Below are 23672 nucleotides of genomic sequence, written 5' to 3'. Positions count from 1 at the left end.
TCGAACTCCAACCTCTCAAAAAACCTACGCTCACCATTGCGATTTTTCCGCCTCAAGCCAGCGCCGGCAGCAACTGGTCGATGCTTTTCTTTGCGTCGCCGTAGAACATGCGGGTGTTGTCCTTGTAGAACAAAGGGTTCTCGATGCCGGAATAGCCGGTGCCTTGGCCGCGTTTGGAGACGAACACCTGCTTGGCCTTCCACACCTCGAGCACCGGCATGCCGGCGATCGGGGAGTTCGGATCCTCCTGGGCGGCCGGGTTGACGATGTCGTTGGAGCCGATGACGATGACGACGTCAGTCGAGGGGAAGTCCTCGTTGATCTCGTCCATCTCCAGCACGATATCATAGGGCACCCTGGCTTCGGCGAGCAGCACGTTCATGTGGCCCGGCAGACGGCCGGCGACGGGATGGATGGCAAAGCGCACGGTCTTGCCGGCGGCCCTGAGCTTGCGGGTCAGTTCCGAGACAGACTGCTGGGCCTGCGCCACCGCCATGCCGTAGCCCGGCACGATGATGACGCTGTCGGCATCGTTGAGCGCCGAGGCGACACCGTCTGCGTCGATGGCGATCTGTTCGCCGGAGATCTCCATGGCCGGACCGGTCGTACCGCCGAAGCCGCCGAGGATGACCGAGATGAAAGAGCGGTTCATCGCCTTGCACATGATGTAGGACAGGATCGCACCCGAGGAGCCGACCAGCGCGCCGGTGACGATCAGAAGGTCGTTGCCAAGCGTAAACCCGATCGCCGCGGCCGCCCAGCCGGAATAGCTGTTCAGCATCGACACGACCACCGGCATGTCGGCGCCGCCGATGCCCATGATCAGGTGATAACCGATAAAGAAGGCGAGAAGCGTCATGGCGATCAGCGTCCATGCGCCGGCGCCATTGGCATACATCAAGAGCAGCAGCAGCGACAGGATGGCGGCGGCGGCATTGAGGAAATGGCCGCCGGGCAGCTTCTTCGCCTTGCCGTCGACCTTGCCGGCGAGCTTTCCGAAGGCGACGACCGAACCGGTGAAGGTTACGGCGCCGATGAACACGCCGAGGAAGACCTCGACCTTCATGATGGCAAGCTCGACCGGGCTCTTGTGGGCGAGGATGCCGGCAAAGCCCGACAGAGCCGAGCGCGCCGCCTCGTCCATGCCGGCAATGTTGTCCGCCTCGATATGGGCGTTGAAGCCAATGAAGACGGCGGCAAGACCGACAAAGGAATGAAGGGCCGCGACAAGCTGCGGCATCTCGGTCATCTGGACGCGCGAGGCGACATAATATCCCAGCACCGCGCCGCCAGCGATCATGAAGAGGATGATGAACCAGTTGCCGACGCCGGGTCCGAAGACGGTGGCGACGACGGCGAGCGCCATGCCGACAATGCCGTACCAGACGGCGCGCTTGGCGCTTTCCTGGCCGGAGAGCCCGCCGAGCGACAGAATGAAGAGGACAGCCGCGGAGATATAGGCAGCCGAAACGATACCGATGGTCATGGATTAAAGCCTCTAACTCAGGACTTCTGGAACATGGCGAGCATGCGGCGTGTTACGAGGAAGCCGCCGACAATGTTGATCGTGGCGACCAGCACCGAAAGCGCTGCCAGCGCCACGACAAGCCAATGGCTTGAGCCGACCTGAAGAAGCGCGCCAAGGATGACGATACCGGAGACCGCATTCGTCACTGCCATCAGCGGCGTGTGGAGGGAATGGCTGACATTCCAGATCACCTGGAAGCCGACGAAACAGGAAAGTACAAAGACGACGAAATGGCTCATGAAGCTGGCTGGCGCGACGGCGCCGACCACCAGAAGCAGAGCGGTCGCTACGAACAGCAGGATGCCTTGGCTCTTCGTCTGCGCCTTGAAGGCCTTGACCTCGGCAGCACGCTTCTCCTCAAGCGTCAGTTCCCTGACCTTTTCCTTCGGCTTTTGCGCGGCGATCGCCTGGATCTTCGGCGGCGGCGGGGGGAATGTTATTTCGCCGGCCTTCGTCACCGTCGCTCCCCGGATGACGTCGTCGTCCATGTTGTGGACGAGGACACCGTCCTTCCCCGGCGTCAGGTCGCTCAGCATGTGACGGACATTGGTGGCGTAGAGCGTCGAGGCCTGGGCGGCCATGCGGCTCGGGAAGTCGGTATAGCCGACAATGGTCACACCATTCGGCGAGACGATCTTTTGGTCGGGCACCGTCAGGTCGCAATTGCCGCCGCGTTCGGCCGCAAGGTCGACGACGACGGAGCCCGGCTTCATCGCCGCGACCATGTCTTCGAGCCACAGTTTGGGCGCATCGCGGCCGGGGATCAGCGCCGTGGTGATGACGATGTCGATCTCAGGCGCCAGTTCACGGAACTTCGCCAACTGCTTCTCGCGGAATTCCGGCGAGGACGGGGCGGCATAACCGCCGGTCGCAGCACCATCCTGCTGACCGCCACCCTGACTGTGGGCAAAATCGAGATAGACGAACTCAGCCCCCATGCTCTCGATCTGCTCGGCCACCTCAGGCCGCACGTCGAACGCATAGGTGATCGCGCCGAGCGACGTCGCCGTGCCGATCGCGGCCAGGCCGGCGACGCCGGCGCCGATCACCAGCACCTTGGCCGGCGGCACCTTGCCTGCCGCCGTCACCTGGCCCGTGAAGAACCGCCCGAAATTGCTGCCCGCCTCGATCACCGCCCGGTAACCGGCAACGTTGGCCATCGACGACAGTGCGTCCATCTTCTGGGCGCGGGAAATGCGCGGCACCATGTCCATGGCGATCACGCTCGCACCCGTCTCGCGCGCCTGCTCCAGCAGATCCTTGTTCTGCGCCGGATAGAAAAACGAGATCAGCGTCTTGCCGGCAGACAAAAGCGCCACCTCATCGGCCTGCGGCGGCCGCACCTTGGCGATCACGTCGCCTTCCGCATAGACCGCCTCGCGCGTCGCGACCACCCTCACACCCGCCGCCCGGTACGCCTCGTCCGAAAACCCCGCCGAAAGCCCCGCACCCGTCTCAACCAGGCAGTCATGCCCAAGCTTCACCAACTGCAACGCACTCTCTGGCGTCAACCCAACACGTGACTCGCCTGCAGTGATTTCTCGGGGTACCCCAACCTTGTTTGACATGATTACTGTTCCTGCTGAAGTGACCGTGTTATCGCGTGGCAAGAATTCGCTTTGTTAAATTTAGCAGTCCATTCAAGCCACAATGTTGTCGGCGTTGGGAAATTTCACACATGACGCGTGAGATGAATTTCGACGCCACGAATTTCAGATACTTTCAGACGACCAGCTTGCGCACCGCCGCTTGCGGTCTGTCGGAGGGAAGTGTGCGATCCTGCATGAGGCGCAGCATCCATGCCGTGCAATACGGCCCAGCTGCTGTTTCACATATTCGGATAGACCGGCCCCTCGCCGCCCTGCGGGGGAACCCAGTTGATGTTCTGGTTCGGATCCTTGATGTCGCAGGTCTTGCAGTGGACGCAGTTCTGGGCGTTGATGACGAAGGTCTCCTCCCCGTCCTTCTCCACCCATTCATAGACCCCGGCCGGACAGTAGCGCGTCGACGGGCCGGCGTAGATGTCGTGTTCGGATCGCTTCTGCAGGCCGATGTCCTTGACCTGCAGATGCACCGGCTGGTCTTCCTCGTGGTTGGTGTTCGATAAAAACACCGACGACAGCCGGTCGAAGGTCAGGACGCCATCCGGTTTCGGATAGGCGATCGGCTTGTGCTGCGCGGCCGGCTCTAGCGACTGCGCGTCGGTCTTGCCGTGTTTCAGCGTGCCGAAGACGGAAAAGCCGAACAGCGTGTTGGTCCACATGTCGAGGCCGCCGAGCGCGACGCCGGCAGCCGTTCCGAACCTCGACCAGAGCGGCTTGACGTTGCGCACTCGCTTCAGATCCTTGCCGATGTCGCCCTTGCGCCATTCGTTCTCGATCTCGGTGACCTCGTCATTGGCGCGGCCTGCGGCGATCGCGTCGGCGATCCTGTCAGCCGCCAGCATGCCCGACAGTACCGCGTTGTGGCTGCCCTTGATGCGGGGGACGTTGACGAAGCCGGCGGAGCAGCCGATCAGGGCGCCACCTGGGAAGGTCAACTTCGGCACCGACTGGTAGCCGCCTTCGGTGATGGCGCGCGCGCCATAGGACAGACGCTTGCCGCCCTCGAAGGTGGTGCGGATTGCCGGATGCGTCTTGAAGCGCTGGAATTCCTCGAAGGGATAGAGATAGGGGTTCTTGTAGTTCAGGTGCACCACGAAGCCGACGGCCACGAGGTTGTCTTCCAGATGATACAGGAACGAGCCGCCGCCGGTCTTCATGCCGAGCGGCCAGCCGAAGGAGTGCTGGACGAGACCCTGTTTGTGGTTCTCCGGCTTGACCTGCCAGAGCTCCTTGATGCCGATGCCGAACTTTTGCGGCTCGCGATCCTTCTGCAGGTCGAACTTGGCGATCAGCTGCTTGGCAAGCGAGCCGCGCACGCCCTCGCCGATCAGCACATATTTGCCAAGCAGTTCCATGCCGCGGGTATAGTTGGGGCCGGGCTCGCCGTTCTTCTCGATGCCCATGTCGCCGGTGGCAACGCCAATGACGGCGCCCTCATCATTGTAGAGCACTTCGGTGGCGGCAAAGCCCGGATAGATCTCGACGCCGAGTTCTTCGGCCTTCCCAGCCAGCCAGCGACAGACGAGGCCGAGCGAGATGATGTAGTTGCCGTGATTGTTCATCAGCGGCGGCATCATAAAATTCGGCAGGCGGATCGAGCCGGCGGGACCGAGCAGCAGGAAGTGGTCGGCATTGACCTCGGTCTTGAAGGGATGGTCGGCTTCCTGGCGCCAGCCCGGCAGCAGCCGATCGATGCCGATCGGATCGACGACGGCGCCCGAGAGAATATGGGCGCCGACTTCCGAGCCCTTCTCCAGCACGACGACCGAAAGCTCCGGATTGACCTGCTTCAGCCGGATCGCCGCGGACAGACCGGCCGGACCTGCGCCGACGATAACCACGTCGAATTCCATGCTCTCGCGTTCGGGGGCTGCAAATTTTCCGCTCATTTCAGTCTCCAGACCTTGGCGCACCTGCGCGAGTTTTCGGCAGGTGGTGAACACGGAGCTCGCGATCAACCGTAGGGATGATTTCGAACGAACACCGCCGCTGGCGGCCTCGCTTCTGACCGTCGCGCAGCCCTTGAAAAGTAGCGTCGCTGAGGAGGCAGCACTTGCACCCCGCGTCGGTCGTCTGAGCGCGGATGGAGCCAAGGTCTATGACCGAGGTACCAAGCTTTATCCAATTTGCCCTTGCCATTTCCGGCCGGCCGACGGCCGCGTCCGGATATCCGCAAAGTTGCAAACGCCCGCGAACCACTTCGTGCGCGCACACGCTGTCGTCTCCGTCTCGTTCAAGGCAACGAGCAGGGCCCAGATAGATTTGCTGACTAGATTGGATCTGACTATGACAGAAGGCTCGCCTCTTCATCCACCTGACCCAAGTGTCTCATCGAGGCGTGTCAGAAGGATACGCGGTTTCCAGCCCATCGCCAGAACAACTGCGATGAGTGCGAGCGTCGAACTGCTAACGATCCGAGGTGTAACACCCCTTTCGGCGAGATAGCTGGTGACCGCAGCTAAGATTCTGAGGGTCGATTGGTGCGATGCTGTCAAGAAATTGCTTTTCATCTAACGGACTTCTGGAGCCAAAGAAATTTAAGGATGACACAGCCTTGGCCGCGCCATCCTTTCGCTTGGGAGGCGATATCTATCCCTTATAGCGCCCTCTGTAATTCCGGCAGGGCCTCGAACAGATCGGCGACAAGGCCGTAGTCGGCGACCTGGAAGATCGGCGCCTCCTCGTCCTTGTTGATGGCGACGATCACCTTACTGTCCTTCATGCCGGCCAGATGCTGGATGGCCCCGGAGATGCCGGCTGCAATGTAGAGATCGGGCGCTACCACCTTGCCGGTCTGGCCGACCTGCCAGTCGTTCGGCGCATATCCGGCATCGACGGCGGCACGGGATGCGCCGACCGCAGCCCCGAGCTTGTCGGCAAGCGGCAGGATGACTTCCTTGAATTTTTCTGCCGAGCCGAGCGCCCGGCCGCCGGAGAGGATGATCTTCGCCGAGGTCAGTTCCGGACGGTCGGAGGCCGACAGCGCATCCTTCACGAAACGCGAAAGCGTCGAAGAAAAAGCTGCCGTCGAGATCTCCTCGACGGCAGCAGCTGGGCCTTGGGAGGCCGGGGAAAACGAGGCGGTGCGCACGGTGATGACCTTCTTGGCGTCGCTTGCCTGCACCGTCTGGATGGCATTGCCGGCATAGATCGGCCGCTTGAAGGTATCGGCCGAGATCACTTCGATGATTTCCGAGACCTGGGCGACGTCGAGCAGGGCAGCCACCCGCGGCAACACATCCTTGCCGGTCGAGGTTGCAGCCGAGATGATCGTGTCATAGGAACCGGCCAGCGAGACGATCAGGTCGGCAAGCGGTTCGGCGAGGTTGTTGGCATGCTCGTCGCTTTCGGCCAGCAGCACCTTGGAGACGCCGGAGAGCCTGGCAGCAGCATCGGCCGCAGCCTTGGCGCCCTTGCCGGCAACCAGCACATGGATATCGGAGCCGATCTGCGTTGCTGCCGTCAGCGCCTTGGCGGTCTGATCGGTGAGGCTGACGTTGTCGTGGTCGGCCAGAAGAAGAATGGTCATGATAGTTGCTCCTGTTCCTGCCCGATTACAGCACGCCGGCTTCGTTCTTGAGCTTGTCGACCAGCTCAGCGACCGACTTGACCTTGACGCCGGCCTTGCGGCCACTCGGCTCCTCGGTCTTCAGCACCTTCAGCCGCGGCGTCGTGGACACACCGAAATCGGCCGGGCTCTTCTTGTCGAGCGGCTTCTTCTTCGCCTTCATGATGTTCGGCAGCGAGGCGTAACGCGGTTCGTTCAGCCGCAGATCCGAGGTGATGACCGCCGGCAGCGTGATCTCGATCGTCTGCAGGCCGCCATCGACCTCGCGGGTCACCTGGGCTTTTCCGTCACCGATCTCGATCTTCGAGGCGAAGGTCGCCTGGGCCGAACCCAGCAGCGCCGCCAGCATCTGGCCGGTCTGGTTACTGTCGTCATCGATCGCCTGCTTGCCGACGATGATCAGGCCGGGCTGTTCGGCATCCGCGATGCCCTTGAGGATCTTGGCCACGGCCAGCGGCTCGACCTGATCGTCGGTCTCGACCAGGATCGCCCGGTCGGCACCCATGGCAAGCGCGGTCCGAAGCGTCTCCTCGGCCTTGGCCGGACCGATCGAGACGACGATCACTTCCTCGCACTTGCCGGCTTCCTTCAGCCGCAGCGCCTCTTCCACCGAGATCTCGTCGAACGGGTTCATCGACATCTTCACATTGGCAAGCTCGACGCCCGTGCCATCCGGCTTTACCCGGATCTTGACGTTGTAGTCGACGACCCGTTTGACTGGGACAATGATCTTAATGCTGGCATCTAGTTGCATGTTTGGAAGCCTTTATTACGTTCCCGAGGTTAAAGTTTCTGATGGTCTCATTGACTAGATTTCATCATCTTGAGATGCCCACTCAACCCCATAGCTTTCCGATAAAACCGGCGAATCCTCCGGTCACGCCCTTGCGCCTTTTTCCACGAGCTGCAGAAACCGTTCATCAGCACATCAGCTTGCTGGTTGATGGCGCAGAGCCGGCGCACGTACGGAGGGGAATGACCACTCCGCCCGCCATCATCGCCGATGAACCTGCATGCTAATTGACTTCTCGCAAGTCAATTCCACTCGTTTCTCTCCACGTTGCTACCACGCCCGCTGCTATTAGAACTACAACCACAACATACAGGTTAAACACCCAGGAGAGGTTCATGCTTGAGAACCAGCTGCTCAAATAGGGTGCTGTGCCGCCGAACAGAGCAAGTGAAAGGGGGAGAGAAATACCCATGATGCGCGAACGGTACCGTGTTGGAACACGTTCAGCAATGATTGCAGGTAGCGTTCCACCAATACAACCAGTAACCGAGAGCATCACGCCTTGCGCGACAAATAGCGTCCAAGGTTCATTGGATATGAAGCCGATTAGGGGAAATGTTAGCACCGCTACTGCCAGAAAATAAAAAATCGTTACGGGCTTCCTACCGATTCGATCGGAAACGTAACCCCATATAGGGACAGCGATGATATAGGGAATTTGTGCAAACAGACTCGCGGTGAAGGCGCCGCTTGGATCCATGCCACGCTGCGTTATAGCGAACACGGCGGCGTAGGCGGTCCAGAGATAATATGGCAGGCCGACGCCAGCTTGGTAAAAGAAAATCCCGACAGCTCGAGATATGATTTTGCTCTTCGGCCAATCGGGGGCCTCGACTGGGTTGGGAGAACCCTGCGGCGAGCCTACGAAATCCGTCAGCACGTCGCTTTCCATCATGCTCTTTCGTAAGAACAACACGAGCACGGAGAGCAGGGCGCCGAGGAGAAACGGAATACGCCACCCCCAAAAGTCCATGTCCGCGACATCAATTAGCCGGGTCAAGACGACACCAAGCAGGGTAGCTACAATGCTACCGATGCCGACACTAAAGAACATACTGCTAGACCACAGGCCCCGCCGTTCTTTTGGCGCGATCTCCGCAAGGTACGCATAGGAAGCGGTAGCCTCCCCCCCGTGAGCAAAACCTTGCAACAGCCTAGCAGCCAAGACCATGAGAGACGCAAATCCGCCAACAGCTGCATATGTTGGGGAGACTGCGATTAAAAGACTGCCGAAGCCCATAAGAACCATGCTTATCAACAACACGGTTTTACGCCCCAGGCGGTCCGCAAGGGCACCGAAGACAATACCTCCAAGCGGGCGAGAGATGAAGCCGACCGCAAAAATCGCCAATGTACTCAACAAAGCCGAGACTGGGTCTTGTGTGTCAAACATTGCCTTCGCGATATATGGAGCGAAAACCGCATAGATCGTCCAATCGTACCACTCCAGAGTATTGCCGAGGCCAGTCGCGATTAACGATTTCCGTCGAAGCACATTACCTAGGTCGTGCGAGTGACCGGCGGTTCGGGCTTGCATGCCTAGATTAGATGACTCGAGTTTCACGCTCATGGTTTCCTCCCCTGCGCTCCGTCCATTAAATGCCGCCACACCTCGAATCTTGGCGCGACTTAATCGGCGAAGCATACGATAGCGTCAGCGTTGATAAATTACAATATTGAATAATTAATTTGTATCGAAAATAAAATTTCTCGTAGCCGGCCGGCTTCTTTGTCCCATGTTACGCCGCCGTAACGCCTCTCCGGCCGAACGACGTCAGGTCGTTGAGCACGATTCAGGTATCTTGACATCAGCACGCATTTTAATTAATCAAGTTTTTAATTCACTGCGGGCAAGTATCGTTCGATCGAAGAGAGGCGGCAGCTAGCCTGCCATTTTTAGGCCGGTATGGCAGTGTCGAAGTAAATGTGGTGACTTCAATGCCCGTTGGGTCAGCGACAACCATTTTCAGAAGAAGTGAGAGTTAACATGAGCGCACATGTCGTTGTCGTCGGTGGCGGCCCAACCGGGCTTCTTACCACGTTAGGCTTAGCACGTTCCGGTATGCATGTGACGGTATTGGAGGCGGAGGCGACGCCGAATAATAGTCCTCGCGCGCTTGTTTACCATTCATCTGTCCTCCCGCATCTCCGAGATTTGGGCGTGCTTGACGATTGCGTGACGGCCGGTTTCCTTCGGCAGGACCACGCCTGGCGCATCCACGAGACCGGTGAAATGATCCGCTGGGACATCGGGTGTCTTGAAGGCGAGATCGAATTCCCTTACGCGCTTCATTTGGGCCAAGATAAACTGTCCCTTATTATTCTTTCCCATCTGCAGAAGTTGCCGAATGTCGAAATTCACTTTTCGACCACTTTGACTGCATGCGAACAGAACGGCAGTGGCGTACGGGCGACGATTCTAAAAGATGGACTTACCGAGACCATCGACGCCGACTGGTTGATTGGCGCCGACGGCGCAGCCAGCTTTGTTCGGCGAGAGGTTCTGAATCTCAATTTCTTCGGTATCACGTGGCCAGAACGTTATGTCGCAACCAATACGCGCGTAGACCTTGATCGGCGCGGCTACTCGAAGACGACGATGCAGATTGATCATGTCTACGGTTCCGTCATTTGCAAAATCGACACCAGCGACTTCTGGCGCGTCACATTTATGGAAGACCCCGCCCTTCCAATCGAAGACCTTCCGCAAAGAATTGCAAAGGTGTTGCCGGACCTGCTCACCGGCGACGTTCCGTTCGACGTGGAGGCATTTTCGCCCTACCGAATGCATCAACGCTGTGCTGATCGAATGCGAGTGGGCCGCATCATGCTAGTCGGCGATGCAGCGCATATTACCAATCCCACGGGGGGTCTGGGGCTGACGGGAGGTATGTTTGACACATTCGCGCTCGTCGAAGCCCTTACCCAAGTTGTTCACGATAACCGCAGCGAAGACATACTGGAAACCTACGATAGGGACCGCCGTTACAAGTTTCTTGAGATCGTCTCGCCACGCGCATCTTCAAACCTACGCAACATGTATCACATGCTACCTGGCCAGCAGAAAGAGCAGTGGATCGAACAGGCGCGTGCAATCGCGGCTGACAGAGACAAAATGCGCGTAATGATGAAATTTCACGAACAGATGCGAACAGTATATTGAGCAGCCTTACACCCTTGGCCCTCGCAGACTTCGGAGGGAGATTTCTCACAACGTCGCGTAATCTATACGCGGGCGAGACATATCCCGGTGCGACCGCGTATGTCGAATGGTTCGTACCCGTCGAACCGAAAAGCGTATCGATAACATTCGTACATGGCGGCGGTGGACAAAGTTCGGAGTTTCTGCGCACTCCGGATGGCCGGCCCGGCTGGGCACACGCGTTTCTGCGGGCGGGGTATCCCGTATACCTGCTTGACCGGCCAGGACATGGGCGGAACCGCTGGGATCGACGTGTACTTGGCAGTGCGACGCTACCTCCAAGTTACGAGCAACTGGGTCCACGTTTTTTTGAAGTAGCGAAAAGCCAACTTTGGCCAGGGGCGGAAAAACACACCCAGTGGCCGGGTGGTGAGCTTCCTGCCGATCGCTTCATGGCGAGCCAGGGGCCAATGGCAACAAGTCTCGCCGCAAGCCAAGAGCACGTGGAAGTTATCGCGCAGGGGCTTTTTAGCATGGTCGGGGACACAGTTTTGGTCAGCCACTCCGCTGGTGCGCCGTGCGGATGGGCATTGGCGGCGATTGGCGGTCCATTGGTGAAGGCTATTGTTGCAGTGGAGCCACTGGGCTGTCCTGGCTTCCAACATCCCCTTGGCCAATTTTCGCACGGTCTCAACGCCGCGCCCCTTTCCGGGGAACATGATCCGTTCATTCGGCCGATCGCGGTTGTATCAGGTGAAGCAAGCTGGATGCGTGAGGCAAATGCACAAGCCGTAGAATATATCCGGGGTCGGGGAAACGCCGTCGACCATATTCGGCTTGAGGAGAAGGGCATCTTCGGGAATGGTCACATGTTAATGTCTGAGTATAACTCGGACGATATTGCCCGTGAGATTATCGAATGGCTCAACGATCGCGTGAGCTGAGCCATTCTCATTTTCGTTGGCAGTTAATACTGCGTTCTTAGTTAGACTGACTCGTTGGTCATTCTTTTGGTGATAGCCCTCGAACCTTTCGGATTGCAGGTGCTTGTTGGAGGATTGTGAATGGAAAATCTTATCGCGCAAGTTGAGTCCTTTATGGAAACGTTTAATACGCGAGACTTCTCGAAGACGCTCGATTTCTTCACCGACGCTAGCGTATACGTGGACCCTTTCGGCGTCCAACACAGTGGACGCGCGGCAATTGGACAAGCGCTTGCGCCGAGTGACGATTTTTTGAACGCCTCCACACAATACAACGTTACTTCCACATCGATCGACGAGCGCACCTCGACTGCGATCGTCACATGGACCTTAGTCATAACAGCCGACGGCAATAGCTCTGCCATCGATGGGCTAGATATTCTTCGCTTCCGCGAGGGAAAAATCGCCGTTAAAAATGCGTTTTGTAAGGCGCGCGAGATTTCGACCCGTACGGTAGCACCGACGGTTTCTGAGGCTTAACTTCTCCCCATTTGGAATTGTTAACCCACCCGCCGATAGCGCCTTCCCGCGTAGCCTACGGCTATACCCATGACTATCAAAGCACCAATTGGAGCGTCTCTAATGCGAGATCCACGTTATGACATCCTTTTTGAGCCCGTTCAGATTGGTCCCGTCAGGACCAAGAACCGGTTCTACGTTGTCCCGCATGCTCTAAGCATGGGCATGTCCTCCATCGATGGAATGATCGCCTATCGAAGAGCTCGAGCCGAAGGAGGGTGGGGCGTCGTATGCTTGGAAGAAACGATGATCCATCAAACCTCTGACCATGCCCCGTTGCCGGACCCCTGTTTTTACAGTGACAGTCATGTCCCTCAACTAGCCCGCGTTGCCGCAGCCGTGAAAGAACATGGTGCGTTGGCTGGGGTGGAACTCGCACATGCGGGTGCGTCGGGACCGGCCGCTTCTCATCGCGAGCATCCATTATCTCCCACCGCGAAATTTCCTCACTACTATTACAACCCGATAACAGCCCGCACGATCGACAAACAAGATATTGCCCAATTCAGACGCTGGTACCGCGATGCGGCAGTCCGCGCCAAATCGGCCGGTTTCGACATCGTATATGTCTACTGCGCTCACAATTTGTCCCTTCTGCAAGACTTCCTTGATGTGAAAACAAACAAGAGAACCGACGAATACGGCGGCGTCTTCGAAAATCGCGTTCGACTCCTTCGCGAAACACTTTCTGATGTGAAGGACGCGGTTGGTGACACCTGCGCAGTTGCAGTTCGATTTGCGGTGGAAGACCGACGACGGGCATCTAATATTACCGCGCTTGAAGACGGGCGGCGCGTTGTTGAAGCACTTTCGGACGTCCCTGACCTGTGGGACGTCAATGTAAGCGACTGGCCATGGGATAGCGGAAGCAGTCGCTTCTTCGAAGAAGGGCAGCAAGAACCGTTCATCGACTTTGTGAAGAAGGTGACGAACAAACCCGTTGTAGGCGTCGGACGATTTACGTCGCCTGACGCGATGGTAAGCCAGATTAAGCGAGGAGTGCTGGATTTAATCGGGGCAGCACGACCTTCGATAGCCGATCCCTTCTTGCCAAACAAGATAAACGAAGGTCGCCACGATGATATTCGTGAGTGCATAGGATGTAACGCTTGCACAGCGGAGGTCATGACATACGTCCGTATTCGCTGTACGCAGAACCCGTCAGCAGGAGAAGAACATACGTTGGGCTGGCATCCCGAAAATGTTCCTCCCGCAGATGACCCGTCTAAGACGATTCTTGTTGTAGGTGGGGGTCCCGCGGGTCTCGAAGCAGGTCACACACTTGCAAAACGCGGTTACCAGGTTTCTATCGCAGACGGAGGATCGGAGTGGGGGGGACGGCTTGTGCGGGAGCGTAAAATGCCTCGCTTGAGTGCCTGGGGGCGCGTGGTGGACTACCGTGTTGGGCAACTGCAGACGATGCCAAATGCAAACATGTATCTTAACAGCGTCCTTACTGCAGACGACGTCATCGGCTTCGAAGCGGATCATGTGATCGTGGCGACCGGCGCAAAATGGCGCAAGGATGGTATCGGTCGCAATCACGATGAACCGATACCCGGCGCTGATCTACCCCACGTGTACGGCCCGGAAGAAATCTTGGATGGTAACTTACCTCGCGGTGAGGTCGTCGTTTATGATGAAGACTACTTTTACATGGCCACGGTGGTAGCTGAACGCCTTGCACGATCAGGCTGTAAGGTAACTTACATCACGACTGCGAGCGATCCGGCACCGTGGACGATCAACACACTGGAACTTGTTCACGTAATCAACGCAATGAACGAGATGGGTATCGAGATCGTCGTCGGCACATCCGTAACTAGCATCTCATCTGGCAACATTACTACCAGCCGTATTCTAACTGGTGCGGAATCCAATAGGAAAGTGGACGCCGTAGTTCTTGTAACCGGACAAATATCCGATGATGTCCTTTATCATGAGTTGATTGCAAAGAGAGAAGCAGGTGAGATTGCGTCGGTTGAACGCATTGGCGACTGTCTTGGACCGGGCCAAATCGCTCAGGCCACCAAAGATGGACGAAAGGCGGGCATTGAATTTTGCTCTACCGGCCGTTAGTCGGCCGGTTCAGCGGTTGATGCTGGCCGAGCTTCGCGACAGGATCATCGCCAGCAGGTTTGGCCCTACAAAGGCGCGGCGTCACATGAAAGGGTGCTGGCAGCTGTGCGATCTTCTCGCATTCCGGGCAAAGAATGACTGGATGGCCTTTGCGCGGGACCACTTCTAATTTCGGTAACGTCATCGCCAGCTTGGCCGAGCCGCAGCATGGGCAGCTTGTTGGCCGAGCAGTGACGCCGCGTTCGCGCGACAGGTTGCCCCGGAAACGGCTTCCTTAAAAGACGCTTGCGCTCGAAGGTATGGACCGTTGAAAGGCTTTGCCGTTACGGCGGCCAGTGCGTCCTGGCTGGCGTCGGCTTCCAGTTCCCCGGATGCTTACGTCTATACCTTCTAGCAAATAGCCGAGTTGCCCAGGAGTAATCACCACCGCTCCATCGGCCGCCGACGGCCATATGAAAGCGTCCACGTTCCAGCTTTTTCGTGAACAGGCAGGCTCCCTGGCCATCATGCCAGATGACCTTGATCAGGCCACCGCCACGACCGCGAAAGACGAACAAGTGTCCGCACATCGGATCACGCTTCAACGTCTCCTGCACCATCAGTGACAAACCGGGAAAGCTCTTGCGCCTATCTGTATGGCCCGTCGCCAGCCAGACCTTCACACCAGCAGGAACCGGGATCATCACCGACCCAGCACACAATCGAGAATACGGCGAAGCGCCTCCCTCTCGATGTCGCTGTCTACACGGTCACGACGACCGCGGCCCAGATCAATCGTCAAATCGCTCCGCTTCCGGCGGGGATGCGATGAGGCCGGCGCTTCTAAGGCAGCAGGCAGGGCTGCCTGCGCGGCCTCCGAAACGATTACGGGCACCAATGTGCTCGATACCGGCGTCGACGGCTCTTCGATCCGGCAGAGTTCCTGCGCCATCGAAAGAGCTGGCTCACGTGGATGCCGGCCGCACGGACAATCTCGGAAAGAACCGCACCAGGCTCAAGGCAGGCGGCAACCAGCGGCTCTTTGTCCTCGCGAGAGCAGCGCCGACGGCGCGCGACAGACGCGATCACTTCAATCGGATGCTTGGTCATAGGACTACTCCTAGTGTTTGCACTAGGACTTCCGATGTTCGCATCAACCTCGCAAGACGGCTCTCACCGTGGGCTTACGTTCCTCGAACTGCAATTCAATCTGTTCGAGAAAACGGGCCTGCGCTCCGCGCGAATGCTATGAATCTCGCGTTTGAGCTCTTGGATCGGCAGCCTCCGATCAACGTTGACCGAATGCGAGTTCACCGCCTGGGCGGCAGCGACGGCAACGGCTTCATGGGGTGCCGCGCTCGGCGAAGATCGTCGCGTGTGCACTTGCAACGTCGTCGGGAAGCTGATCGGCCGCATCGGTCATCACGAGATGGAATCGCCAGCCATTTCAGCTATCCAGCCGAGCTCGGACGCCAGGTTTTTTGTCGCCTCCGCCAGTCGGTTCCTTTGGGCAGATACTGGAGCTGCGCCGGCGCAATCACCACCGTGGCGTCGACCGCTGACGGCCACATAAAGCCCGCCGCGGAAGCATAACACAAGGCCGCTACGCGGATAGCACTTCAGCCTCTCCTGCACCATCAGCGACAGGCCAGGAAATCCGCTCCACATGTCCGTATAGCCGGTCGCCGACTAGACCTTCACACCAGGGATCATCGCCGCTCCGAGGCATTGAGGATCCGGTCCAGAGCATCAAGCAAACATACGAATTAGCGGAAATCAAGCCACACGACGCTGCTGGATTGCTTCTTCCTTGCCGCGATTTTCAGACAAATTGAAACGACTTACGGCTTCACTCAAGAGACGCGCCTCGTCTCGCAGCGATACACTTGCCGCAGTCGTTTCTTCTACCATAGCGGCGTTCTGTTGTGTCACCTGATCCATCTGGTTTATCGAACCACTGATACTCTTCAGACCAACGGATTGCTCGTCCGCCACCACAGAGATTTGCTTCACATTCTCATTTATTGCTGTGATCTGCGCTGTGATCCTGCTCAATGCGTGGCCGGCCTGTCCGACAAGTCCAACTCCCTCTTGTACCTGCTTCGCGGACGAACTAATGAGTACTTTGATGTCCTTTGCTGCCGCAGCTGAGCGTTGGGCGAGTTCACGTACTTCCTGCGCGACGACGGCAAAGCCTTTCCCAGCGTCACCCGCACGTGCCGCCTCTACGCCAGCATTCAGGGCGAGTAGATTTGTCTGAAATGCGATCTCATCAATGATGCCTGTGATACGGGTAATTTCTAGCGACGATTGGCTGATGCTCTCCATGGAGTGGACCGCGCACCCGACAATGTCGCCAGTGGCAACCGCGTCTATGGTGGCAGCGCTAACGCTTGTCGCAGCCGCGGAAGCTCTCGTCGCGCTTGCCAGCACCTGTTCGGTAAGTTCGGCCATCGCTGCGGCTGACTCTTCTAAGCCTACCGCTTGCATTTCAGTCCGGCGCGCCAAGTCGGTCGCACTCGAGCTAATCTCCTCTATGCCTGCGTTAATATGATTCACGCCCCTGCCGACCATGCGGATTGTCTCTTCTAAGCTCGACAAAGCGGAATTAAAGTTGACCCTTAGCTCGGTATATTCACCTCGAAACTCTTCGTGAATTCGGCAGGTGAGGTCACCGTGTGCAAGGTCCTTCAACGCTTCTCCGACAACACGCACCACGAGGCGCTGCTCCTCAAGCGCTTCCGCGCGAGCCGCCTCGGCCGTGGCGCGCTCACGCGCATTTGCCTCTCTCACGTTCGTTGCCTCTGTTTCTGCACGTTCTCCTTGGATCAGGGCATGACGTAGCTTTTCCAGCGCGGTTGCGACCGCTCCCATCTCATCTGATCGGCGTGTATCTGGGGATGAGTCACTATAGTTCCCAACGGCCAACACTTCCACAAACTTGACCAAACGCCCTATTGGACGGGCAAGCATTATTCTCGTCGTCGCAAATAAGACGAGCGCGATTATAAATACTACAAATAGGCCTGCCGACACCATCAGGGTAATCTGCTCATTTACCGCAGAGGCAATTACCGAAGTTGGAACATCTACGCAGACGACCCATCGGGTATTCAAGCCCGGCACTTCGAAGGGAAGCAGGACGCGGGTGTAAGTGACCCCAGCGACCTCCACGTCCTCCACTACTCCAGTTGTCTGCTCGGAGATCGCCTCGGACAATTCTTTTTGGCCAAGTTCATCATAGATCCTCGTTGTCTGGTCGGAACTAGGCGCTACGATCCACTGTTTCGCCTGAGAAATAACATATACTCGACCAGAGCCAAATGGCCGTTGTGCACCCAGCTTGGCAGATAGTGCTGTTAGGTCGACGTCCATACCAGTCACACCAATCAGGCGATCTGAACTGACGACTGGATACGAGATGGTAGATAAGAGGAAAGTACCATGCGCGTCGACCCAAACATAGGGTTCCGTAAGGTGGCCCTGCCGGGACTTGGAAGCGACACGGTAGTATTCGGCGTTATAATCGAGGGCGACGGGTGCCATCGATAGAGTTCCACCTGGCTTTGTCCACGTAGGCGAAAACGCGCCATTGGTTGCTGACCCAAGTGAGGTGTTTCCCTTGAACTCTACCGCCCTTCCGTCGAAGGCGTTGGGCTCCTCCATGAACCAGCTGCTGAAAACGATATTGGCTTGCGCTGTAGCCCGTAGCATGTCGATCACCGCAGCGCGATCAAGATAGTCTTTTTCTCTGCCTTGGCCGATCAAAGCTGCCATCGTGGATGTCGGAGTCGATAGCGCTGTCATTTCCGCTGAAATGTCATTTGCCAATCTTGCTGCTTCGAGCTTAGCCTGCTGGATGGTCAGATGCTCTATTCGGTTCTTTGTAACCAAGACGAGGACAGCGTTCGATAAAACCAAGACTACGGCTATCGCGGTAGCGGTAACAGCGATTAGCTTTAGAGCAAGAGACCATTTCGTGCGCATTTTGGTAAACACCCCAATCTAATGAGCCAGAGTTTTCAGTCGAACTAGTCTGGCATCCAACGCAGCCCGATCGAGAAACTCGTACTGCTGGCCAGTCGCGCGCAAGACAACCACTGCGCGCGTCGAAGGAAGGAATTACGCATCTTCTCCTGACATGGAAGTCACGGATCAATACAAGCTTGCCTTCGCATGGGACAAGGCGCGTCCGATTCCAGGTGCACGAGCTGTCATAGCTGTTTCCGCCGTTTGCACCGACGTCCACGCTCTTTTTATAATATGGAATAATTATCGTGGAGTTAATTACGACACCCTTGAGTTCACTCGGCCTTGACATAAACTTCGGCATGCCGTCACCAAGGAAAATTCTTCCGAAGTCAACTGTCCAATGCCGGACCCGACGCTGCGGAAAGTATCCCAAGGCTGTCTGGCGGCCGTCAAAGGTAGGACAATGCGCGTCGCGCTATGCGCGCAGGCTTTTCACGAGTCGGGCGAAGACTGCGCATCTTTGATGACATCTCACTGCCCTGTGGTTCGTTTAGGGAACAACGCAAGGAGTTAACGATGCCGAAAGACAAGCGGCAGCGCGGGATCCCGGAATGGGAGATCGGTCGAGATCCGCAGGGCAGCGACAGCTCTGCCCCGCGGTCTGAAAGGATCTAACTAGTAATTCGAGCTGTGGGCTAAAATATAATCAAACCCTCGGGAAGCGAGGTGAGACGACGCGGTGCGAAGACACGAACGCTACATTCTAACCTCTGACCAGATAGCGCCATAGAGCTTCTGGATAGCGGGCGGGCAGGTTGTAGCCCAGTATCCTGCACCTTTGAGCTTGTCAGGAATTGCAAATTCTGGCGCTGAGGCAATTCCACTCTTCATAAATCGATCCGAGCCGTCAATGCCATTTGCAAAGTTGGTGAAGTCGGACTCAAGAGCAATGTTCTGCGGATCCATAACGAAATTTATGAAGAGCTTCGCGTTTTCCAAGTTTGGGGCGCCGGATACAACGCCAATGTTATCCATCCAATACGGGAAACCCGTTTGCGGGTACCCAAACGCAATATTTTTGTTTTGCAAACGCTCTTGTAAAGCTACTCCATTCCAATCAGCGGACGCAGCATAATCGCCTTTAATCATGGGTTCACGTGTCGTATAATCCATGGAAATCCAATGTTTCTTCGCCGCAAGAAGCTTATCCCTCACCTTCTGCAGAAGAACTTTGTCATCGGTACAAAGCTCTTTTCCGCCCAGATAGTGGATCGCGAGCCCCATTATATCCAGCATTTCGGGTTGGACGTTGATTTTTCCCTTAAGTTCGTTCGGTGGATCAAAAATAATCGCCGATGTATTTATATCTCCTTGATACACTGACGTATTCACACTAACTCCGACAACGTTTATGAGCCATGGCGCCGTATATTCTCGACCCCTGTCAAAGGGTACGTCCACCCACTGCTTATTCACATTCCGAAAATTGGTCATCTGATTCGGATTTGACTTAAAAATAAGCCCCTCTTTAATAAAAATCGGGGTGTATGTAGACGCCCCAACGAGCAGATCGAATCCGTGACCGCCAGCCTTTAACTTTGCTAAAGCAGTATCGTTTGTATCGTACTCCGAGATTGTAACTTTTACGTTGTATTCGCTTTCGAATTTCTTGATCAAGTCTTCACTCGTGTATCCACCGTACGTATAGATGTTAAGTTCTCCGTCGGCATAGGCGATTCCACTTGCCAAGGCTGTCACCAGAGCAGTGATCAAGGCGATTTTGGTAATCATAATTTTCCTCCCTCTCGGTGGTTGTCACCATACATCGTTCAGACGCTCAGAAAACATTAATTATTCAAAATACGAATTTTTTTGGTTTCGCCTTTGCATTCGCGTAGGACGCCACTCGCGAAAGAAGCGTTCCTGCCGACAGCCGCCTCGGCATTTTGATAATCTCGCAATTTGAGCTGGTGCTGGGGAGATCGCGCCGAGAAAAAGAGGAAGCCACCTTGCCGAAGTTGGATGACGCGTTCAGTTGCCGGACCTGCGGTGGTACGTCTTTACTCAAGGCGACTGACAAGGTGGCCAGATGATGGGCCACCTTCCACGTCCCTGAAGATTGTCCGCCCCATTTCCGCCGCGAGATGGGTCACACGCTGCTATTGGTGGCGGGTCGAACCAGCGTTGCAGTCTCGTTGCACACTACCTTCAAGAGCATCTCGCATGGCCCAGCAATAGAATGGCGTGATCTCGCGGCCTTCTACGGCACCACACAGTTTCCAAGAGCTGCTTGGCTGTCCCAGGTGGCGGCGACGCTTACTATTGAGCTGGTCAAACTGCAGCAGTGATGGATGCGTGCAGTCCTTTTGGCATTTTAAGCGGCCGCCATTTCACCAGCGCCCTCTGCAGGCAGCCCTTCATATAGTCGTCCACGGGGACGGCGCGACGTCTGACCGTGTCGACATGAATCATCATATGTTCGCCGGTGGCGAGCACGATATCGCGGGCCTCGTTGATCACGTACTGATAAATGTGCAGCCTAAGGTCATCGACGCCGATGGTTTCGGTGAAGATGCGGATCGGCGTTCCGAGCCGGCACTCTTTTAGATTTCGAAGGTGACCTTCCACAGAAAAGAAGCTGAAGCCTCTCAGGCGATACTCTTCGCTGAAGCCCATCGCACGGAGAAAATTCTCGCCGGCGTCAGCGAGAAGCTTGTAGTATTGCCATTCGGTCATGTGACCGTTGTAGTCTATCCACCCTTCATCCACGACGGTCTCGAGGGTCAGGAGTGCGTTTTCCTGGGGTCGGTCGTCGATGGCCGTTGTCTCGAACGTCAGGTCTGTCATCTCAATCGATCCCCATCAGGTCGTCGCCCACCTCGATAAATCCGTTTCTCGCGACATTGATTTTTGTCACGACGCCGTCTTCCTCTGCGAGAATTGATTGTTCCATCTTCATGGATTCCATGATGGCCACAACATCACCTCGCGAGATCTTGTCGCCCTCCTTGACGCAAAGCTCCATGACGACGCCTGAAAGCGGCGCCTTGATGCTTACCCGGTAGCTTGGGGCTTCGTTAGCGTCGTGTGCCGGCGCCAAAGGTGAGATTTCACCGGCATCCTCTGCCGCCACCGAGGGTGCGGCTTGCAACGCTGCCGCTTCCTCGGACAGCTTTGGCATTTCGACATCAATCCAGCGGGTATAGATTCGGAAGGCCTCAACGCTGTCGGCCGCGAACTCTGGTCGCTTGATGATCGCGCGATGCAGGGGCACCACGGTTTTAATGCCTACGAGCGAGAGCTCGTCCAGCGCTCGTGCAGCTCGCTCGATCGCCTGCTTTCGGTCTCGGCCGCTCACGATCAGCTTGCCGACAAGCGAGTCGTAGTACGGTGGGATGGTGTCGCCTTCGCCGTAGCCAAAATCCAATCGCACGCCGGGCCCCCCCGGTAGCTGCATCCGTTTAATCTTGCCCGGCACCGGACGGAAGTCGGCCCATGGATCTTCCGCGTTGATCCGGAACTCAATGGAATGGCCCCGGATCACCGTGTCCTTGAGTTCCAGCGGCTTCCCTTCCGCGATATCGAACATCTCGCGGATGATATCTACGCCGGTCACTTCTTCCGTCACAGGGTGTTCGACCTGGACGCGGGTATTCACTTCGAGGAAGTAGATGCCCCCCTTTTCCGTCACGAGGAATTCGCACGTGGCCGCCCCGCAGTAGCCAACCTCCTCCAGGATACCGACCGAAGCCCGCTTTAGCTGATCAAGCTGGTCGCCGCTCAGAAACGGTGCCGGCGCTTCCTCGACAAGCTTCTGTTGTCGACGCTGCAGGGTGCAGTCTCTTGTGGAGAGAACGACAACATTTCCATGTCGATCAGCAAGGCACTGCGTTTCTACATGTCGCGCGTTTTCGGCATAGACTTCAACAAAGCACTCCGGCCGCCCAAACGCGAGACCTGCCTCGCGCTCTGCCGCCGCCATCATTGGCTCCAACTGGCTCATCTCCCTGACGATACGCATTCCGCGACCGCCACCGCCATGTTGGGCTTTGATGATAACGGGGAGGCCGTGCATCTGCGCGAATTCCCGCGCCTTTTCGACAGTTGTGCCGCCATCGTCCAGAGAGGGAAGAAGCGGTGCTCCAACCTTTCGAGCGATAGCGCGGGCCTGTTGATTGCCACTGAGAACTGACCCGGCGTAGTCTGATAGGGGATGCGGACGAAAACTTGGACCACCAGGAGGTAGTTCATGTATTCCCATGCAGACAGAATTCGCGCGGTTGAGCTTTATATCAAGCTCGGCAAGCGGGTTAAGGCGACGATCCGGCAATTGGGGTATCCCACCAAGAATGCGCTGAGGAACTGGTATCGCGAATACGAGCAGCATCGCGATCTGCGCGTTCGTTCTTTGGCTCGCGCGCCAAAGTTTTCAGCGGCCCAACAGCAGGCTGCGCTTGAGCATTACCGCACTCATGATCGCTGTATCTCTTCAACGATGAGAGCGTTGGGCTATCCAGGTCGGGGAACTTTAACGGCATGGGTTCGAGAGACGTTTCCCGAGGCGAGGACTTCGATAGCCGGTCGAACCTGGCGTCCGGCCTATCCCGAGGCCTTGAAGCAGGTTGCGGTCCTTGATCTTTGCAGTGGAGAAGAGAGTGCCCAAGACGTCGCCGACCGGCTGGGCGTATGCCGGCCGACGTTGTACGCTTGGAGGAATGAGTTACTCGGTCAGGAGGTTGCCTCATCGATGAAACGCCGCAAAACCTCTGCGCCGGCACCTGAACGCGAAGAACTCGAGCGTCAGCTTGAGGCCCTCCAACGTGATGTCCGCCAATTGCAGCTTGAACATGATCTGCTGAAGAAGGCCAATGAACTGCTAAAAAAAGGCCTGGGCGTCGATCTGCAACTCCTGAGTAATCGGGAGAAGACACAGCTGGTTGACGCCCTCAAAGATATCTATCGATTGCCAGAGCTGCTCGTGCAGCTGGGGATTGCGCGAAGCTCCTACTTCTACCACCGCGCCCGAGCGAACCTGGAAGACAAGTATGTAACCATCCGTCGCGACCTGACGGAAATCTTTGAAAGCAACCATCGCTGCTACGGCTACCGTCGACTGCAAGCGTCACTGGCCAGGCAGAGTGTGACAATCTCAGAGAAGGTTGTGCAGCGATTGATGAAGCAGGAGAGTTTGGTCGTGGCCAGACCACGGCGACGGCGTTTTGGCTCGTACCTGGGAGAGATCAGTCCTGCGCCTGAGAACCTGATCAACCGCGACTTCAATGCGGAAACACCGAACGAGAAATGGCTCACGGACATCACCGAATTCCAGATTCCAGCCGGTAAAGTGTATCTGTCGCCGATCATAGATTGCTTCGATGGCATGGTGATCAGCTGGTCGATTGGAACACAACCTGATGCGGTGTTAGTCAGTCGGCCGTGAAGTATCAGCAGGTTGTTGATATTCCTGGTATATTGGAGGCTCTCGAATACTCGATATCGCAAGAA

The 23672-nt window shown here is 56.9% G+C and carries 16 protein-coding genes and 2 pseudogenes; 5 read left to right on the top strand and 13 right to left on the bottom strand.

Annotated features, from left to right (window positions below):
* Positions 1-52: 52 nt before the first annotated feature.
* From C9E91_RS05375 to C9E91_RS05350, 6 genes are all read right to left on the bottom strand, one after another.
* Positions 53-1486 carry an NAD(P)(+) transhydrogenase (Re/Si-specific) subunit beta gene (locus C9E91_RS05375; RefSeq protein WP_107107339.1) on the bottom strand — a complete coding sequence of 478 codons (1434 nt, stop codon included), beginning with the start codon at positions 1484-1486 and terminating at the stop codon, positions 53-55.
* 17 nt (positions 1487-1503) lie between these two features.
* Entirely contained in the window at positions 1504-3096 is a 1593-nt protein-coding gene (locus C9E91_RS05370) for a Re/Si-specific NAD(P)(+) transhydrogenase subunit alpha (RefSeq protein ID WP_107107338.1), read from the bottom strand.
* Between the two features lie 260 nt (positions 3097-3356).
* A complete protein-coding gene (locus C9E91_RS05365) occupies positions 3357-5021 on the bottom strand; it encodes an electron transfer flavoprotein-ubiquinone oxidoreductase (protein WP_107107337.1) in 1665 nt (554 codons plus the stop codon).
* Between the two features lie 707 nt (positions 5022-5728).
* The gene (locus C9E91_RS05360) at positions 5729-6661 is read right to left on the bottom strand and encodes an electron transfer flavoprotein subunit alpha/FixB family protein (RefSeq protein WP_107107336.1); all 933 of its coding nucleotides are present in this window, start codon (positions 6659-6661) and stop codon (positions 5729-5731) included.
* Positions 6662-6686: 25 nt separating this feature from the next.
* Complete coding sequence (locus C9E91_RS05355; protein ID WP_107107342.1) at positions 6687-7436, bottom strand: electron transfer flavoprotein subunit beta/FixA family protein; 750 nt, start codon at positions 7434-7436, stop codon at positions 6687-6689.
* Positions 7437-7716: 280 nt separating this feature from the next.
* Positions 7717-9063, bottom strand: a complete 1347-nt coding sequence (locus C9E91_RS05350; protein ID WP_210203680.1) for an MFS transporter — start codon at positions 9061-9063, stop codon at positions 7717-7719.
* Positions 9064-9480: 417 nt separating this feature from the next.
* Here C9E91_RS05350 and C9E91_RS05345 point away from each other — a divergent pair, with 417 nt between their 5' ends.
* From C9E91_RS05345 to ndpC, 4 genes are all read left to right on the top strand, one after another.
* Complete coding sequence (locus C9E91_RS05345) at positions 9481-10656, top strand: FAD-dependent oxidoreductase (RefSeq protein WP_107107335.1); 1176 nt, start codon at positions 9481-9483, stop codon at positions 10654-10656.
* A 449-nt stretch (positions 10657-11105) separates the two neighbouring features.
* Positions 11106-11579, top strand: a complete 474-nt coding sequence (locus C9E91_RS20090; RefSeq protein WP_343070020.1) for an alpha/beta hydrolase family protein — start codon at positions 11106-11108, stop codon at positions 11577-11579.
* A gap of 120 nt (positions 11580-11699) precedes the next feature.
* Positions 11700-12098 (top strand): nuclear transport factor 2 family protein, encoded by a 399-nt coding sequence (locus C9E91_RS05335; protein ID WP_107107334.1) that lies wholly within the window; start codon positions 11700-11702, stop codon positions 12096-12098.
* A 102-nt stretch (positions 12099-12200) separates the two neighbouring features.
* The gene (gene ndpC, locus C9E91_RS05330; protein WP_107107333.1) at positions 12201-14216 is read left to right on the top strand and encodes a 6-hydroxypseudooxynicotine oxidase; all 2016 of its coding nucleotides are present in this window, start codon (positions 12201-12203) and stop codon (positions 14214-14216) included.
* A gap of 4 nt (positions 14217-14220) precedes the next feature.
* Here the strand turns inward: ndpC and C9E91_RS19950 are convergent.
* From C9E91_RS19950 to C9E91_RS05290, 7 genes and pseudogenes are all read right to left on the bottom strand, one after another.
* Positions 14221-14582, bottom strand: a pseudogene (locus tag C9E91_RS19950) (IS66 family transposase); the annotation flags it as partial.
* The gene (gene tnpB, locus C9E91_RS05325; protein WP_348626957.1) at positions 14540-14815 is read right to left on the bottom strand and encodes an IS66 family insertion sequence element accessory protein TnpB; all 276 of its coding nucleotides are present in this window, start codon (positions 14813-14815) and stop codon (positions 14540-14542) included. The gene tnpB and the pseudogene C9E91_RS19950, both read right to left, overlap by 43 nt.
* 265 nt (positions 14816-15080) lie before the next feature.
* A complete protein-coding gene (locus C9E91_RS20140; RefSeq protein ID WP_107107332.1) occupies positions 15081-15305 on the bottom strand; it encodes a transposase in 225 nt (74 codons plus the stop codon).
* A gap of 666 nt (positions 15306-15971) precedes the next feature.
* The gene (locus tag C9E91_RS05305; protein ID WP_107107331.1) at positions 15972-18182 is read right to left on the bottom strand and encodes a methyl-accepting chemotaxis protein; all 2211 of its coding nucleotides are present in this window, start codon (positions 18180-18182) and stop codon (positions 15972-15974) included.
* Positions 18183-18923: 741 nt separating this feature from the next.
* Complete coding sequence (locus C9E91_RS05300; RefSeq protein WP_107107330.1) at positions 18924-19958, bottom strand: extracellular solute-binding protein; 1035 nt, start codon at positions 19956-19958, stop codon at positions 18924-18926.
* Between the two features lie 540 nt (positions 19959-20498).
* Positions 20499-21014 carry a thioesterase family protein gene (locus C9E91_RS05295; RefSeq protein WP_107107329.1) on the bottom strand — a complete coding sequence of 172 codons (516 nt, stop codon included), beginning with the start codon at positions 21012-21014 and terminating at the stop codon, positions 20499-20501.
* Position 21015: 1 nt separating this feature from the next.
* Positions 21016-22428, bottom strand: a complete 1413-nt coding sequence (locus tag C9E91_RS05290) for an ATP-binding protein (protein WP_107107328.1) — start codon at positions 22426-22428, stop codon at positions 21016-21018.
* On the opposite strand from C9E91_RS05290, the pseudogene C9E91_RS05285 reads away from it, so the two are divergent.
* Positions 22417-23598 (top strand): annotated as a pseudogene (locus C9E91_RS05285) (IS3 family transposase); the annotation flags it as partial. The gene C9E91_RS05290 and the pseudogene C9E91_RS05285 sit on opposite strands and share 12 nt — an antisense overlap.
* Positions 23599-23672: the final 74 nt, after the last annotated feature.

Origin of the sequence: Rhizobium sp. SEMIA4064 (genome assembly GCF_003025035.1) — a bacterium.
Lineage (GTDB): Bacteria > Pseudomonadota > Alphaproteobacteria > Rhizobiales > Rhizobiaceae > Rhizobium > Rhizobium paranaense.
The sequence above is the reverse complement of the archived record's forward strand: the minus strand, read 5'-3'. Positions and strand labels throughout refer to the sequence as shown.

Excerpts from the sequence above, each read along its gene's own strand:
- C9E91_RS05375 (WP_107107339.1), bottom strand. The coding sequence starts at position 1,486 with ATGACCATCGGTATCGTTTCGGCTGCCTATATCTCCGCGGCTGTCCTC.
- C9E91_RS05370 (WP_107107338.1), bottom strand. The coding sequence starts at position 3,096 with ATGTCAAACAAGGTTGGGGTACCCCGAGAAATCACTGCAGGCGAGTCA.
- C9E91_RS05365 (WP_107107337.1), bottom strand. The coding sequence starts at position 5,021 with ATGAGCGGAAAATTTGCAGCCCCCGAACGCGAGAGCATGGAATTCGAC.
- C9E91_RS05360 (WP_107107336.1), bottom strand. The coding sequence starts at position 6,661 with ATGACCATTCTTCTTCTGGCCGACCACGACAACGTCAGCCTCACCGAT.
- C9E91_RS05350 (WP_210203680.1), bottom strand. The coding sequence starts at position 9,063 with ATGAGCGTGAAACTCGAGTCATCTAATCTAGGCATGCAAGCCCGAACC.
- C9E91_RS05345 (WP_107107335.1), top strand. The coding sequence starts at position 9,481 with ATGAGCGCACATGTCGTTGTCGTCGGTGGCGGCCCAACCGGGCTTCTT.
- C9E91_RS20090 (WP_343070020.1), top strand. The coding sequence starts at position 11,106 with ATGGCAACAAGTCTCGCCGCAAGCCAAGAGCACGTGGAAGTTATCGCG.
- C9E91_RS05335 (WP_107107334.1), top strand. The coding sequence starts at position 11,700 with ATGGAAAATCTTATCGCGCAAGTTGAGTCCTTTATGGAAACGTTTAAT.
- ndpC (WP_107107333.1), top strand. The coding sequence starts at position 12,201 with ATGCGAGATCCACGTTATGACATCCTTTTTGAGCCCGTTCAGATTGGT.
- tnpB (WP_348626957.1), bottom strand. The coding sequence starts at position 14,815 with ATGGTGCAGGAGACGTTGAAGCGTGATCCGATGTGCGGACACTTGTTC.
- C9E91_RS20140 (WP_107107332.1), bottom strand. The coding sequence starts at position 15,305 with ATGACCAAGCATCCGATTGAAGTGATCGCGTCTGTCGCGCGCCGTCGG.
- C9E91_RS05305 (WP_107107331.1), bottom strand. The coding sequence starts at position 18,182 with ATGCGCACGAAATGGTCTCTTGCTCTAAAGCTAATCGCTGTTACCGCT.
- C9E91_RS05300 (WP_107107330.1), bottom strand. The coding sequence starts at position 19,958 with ATGATTACCAAAATCGCCTTGATCACTGCTCTGGTGACAGCCTTGGCA.
- C9E91_RS05295 (WP_107107329.1), bottom strand. The coding sequence starts at position 21,014 with ATGACAGACCTGACGTTCGAGACAACGGCCATCGACGACCGACCCCAG.
- C9E91_RS05290 (WP_107107328.1), bottom strand. The coding sequence starts at position 22,428 with ATGGGAATACATGAACTACCTCCTGGTGGTCCAAGTTTTCGTCCGCAT.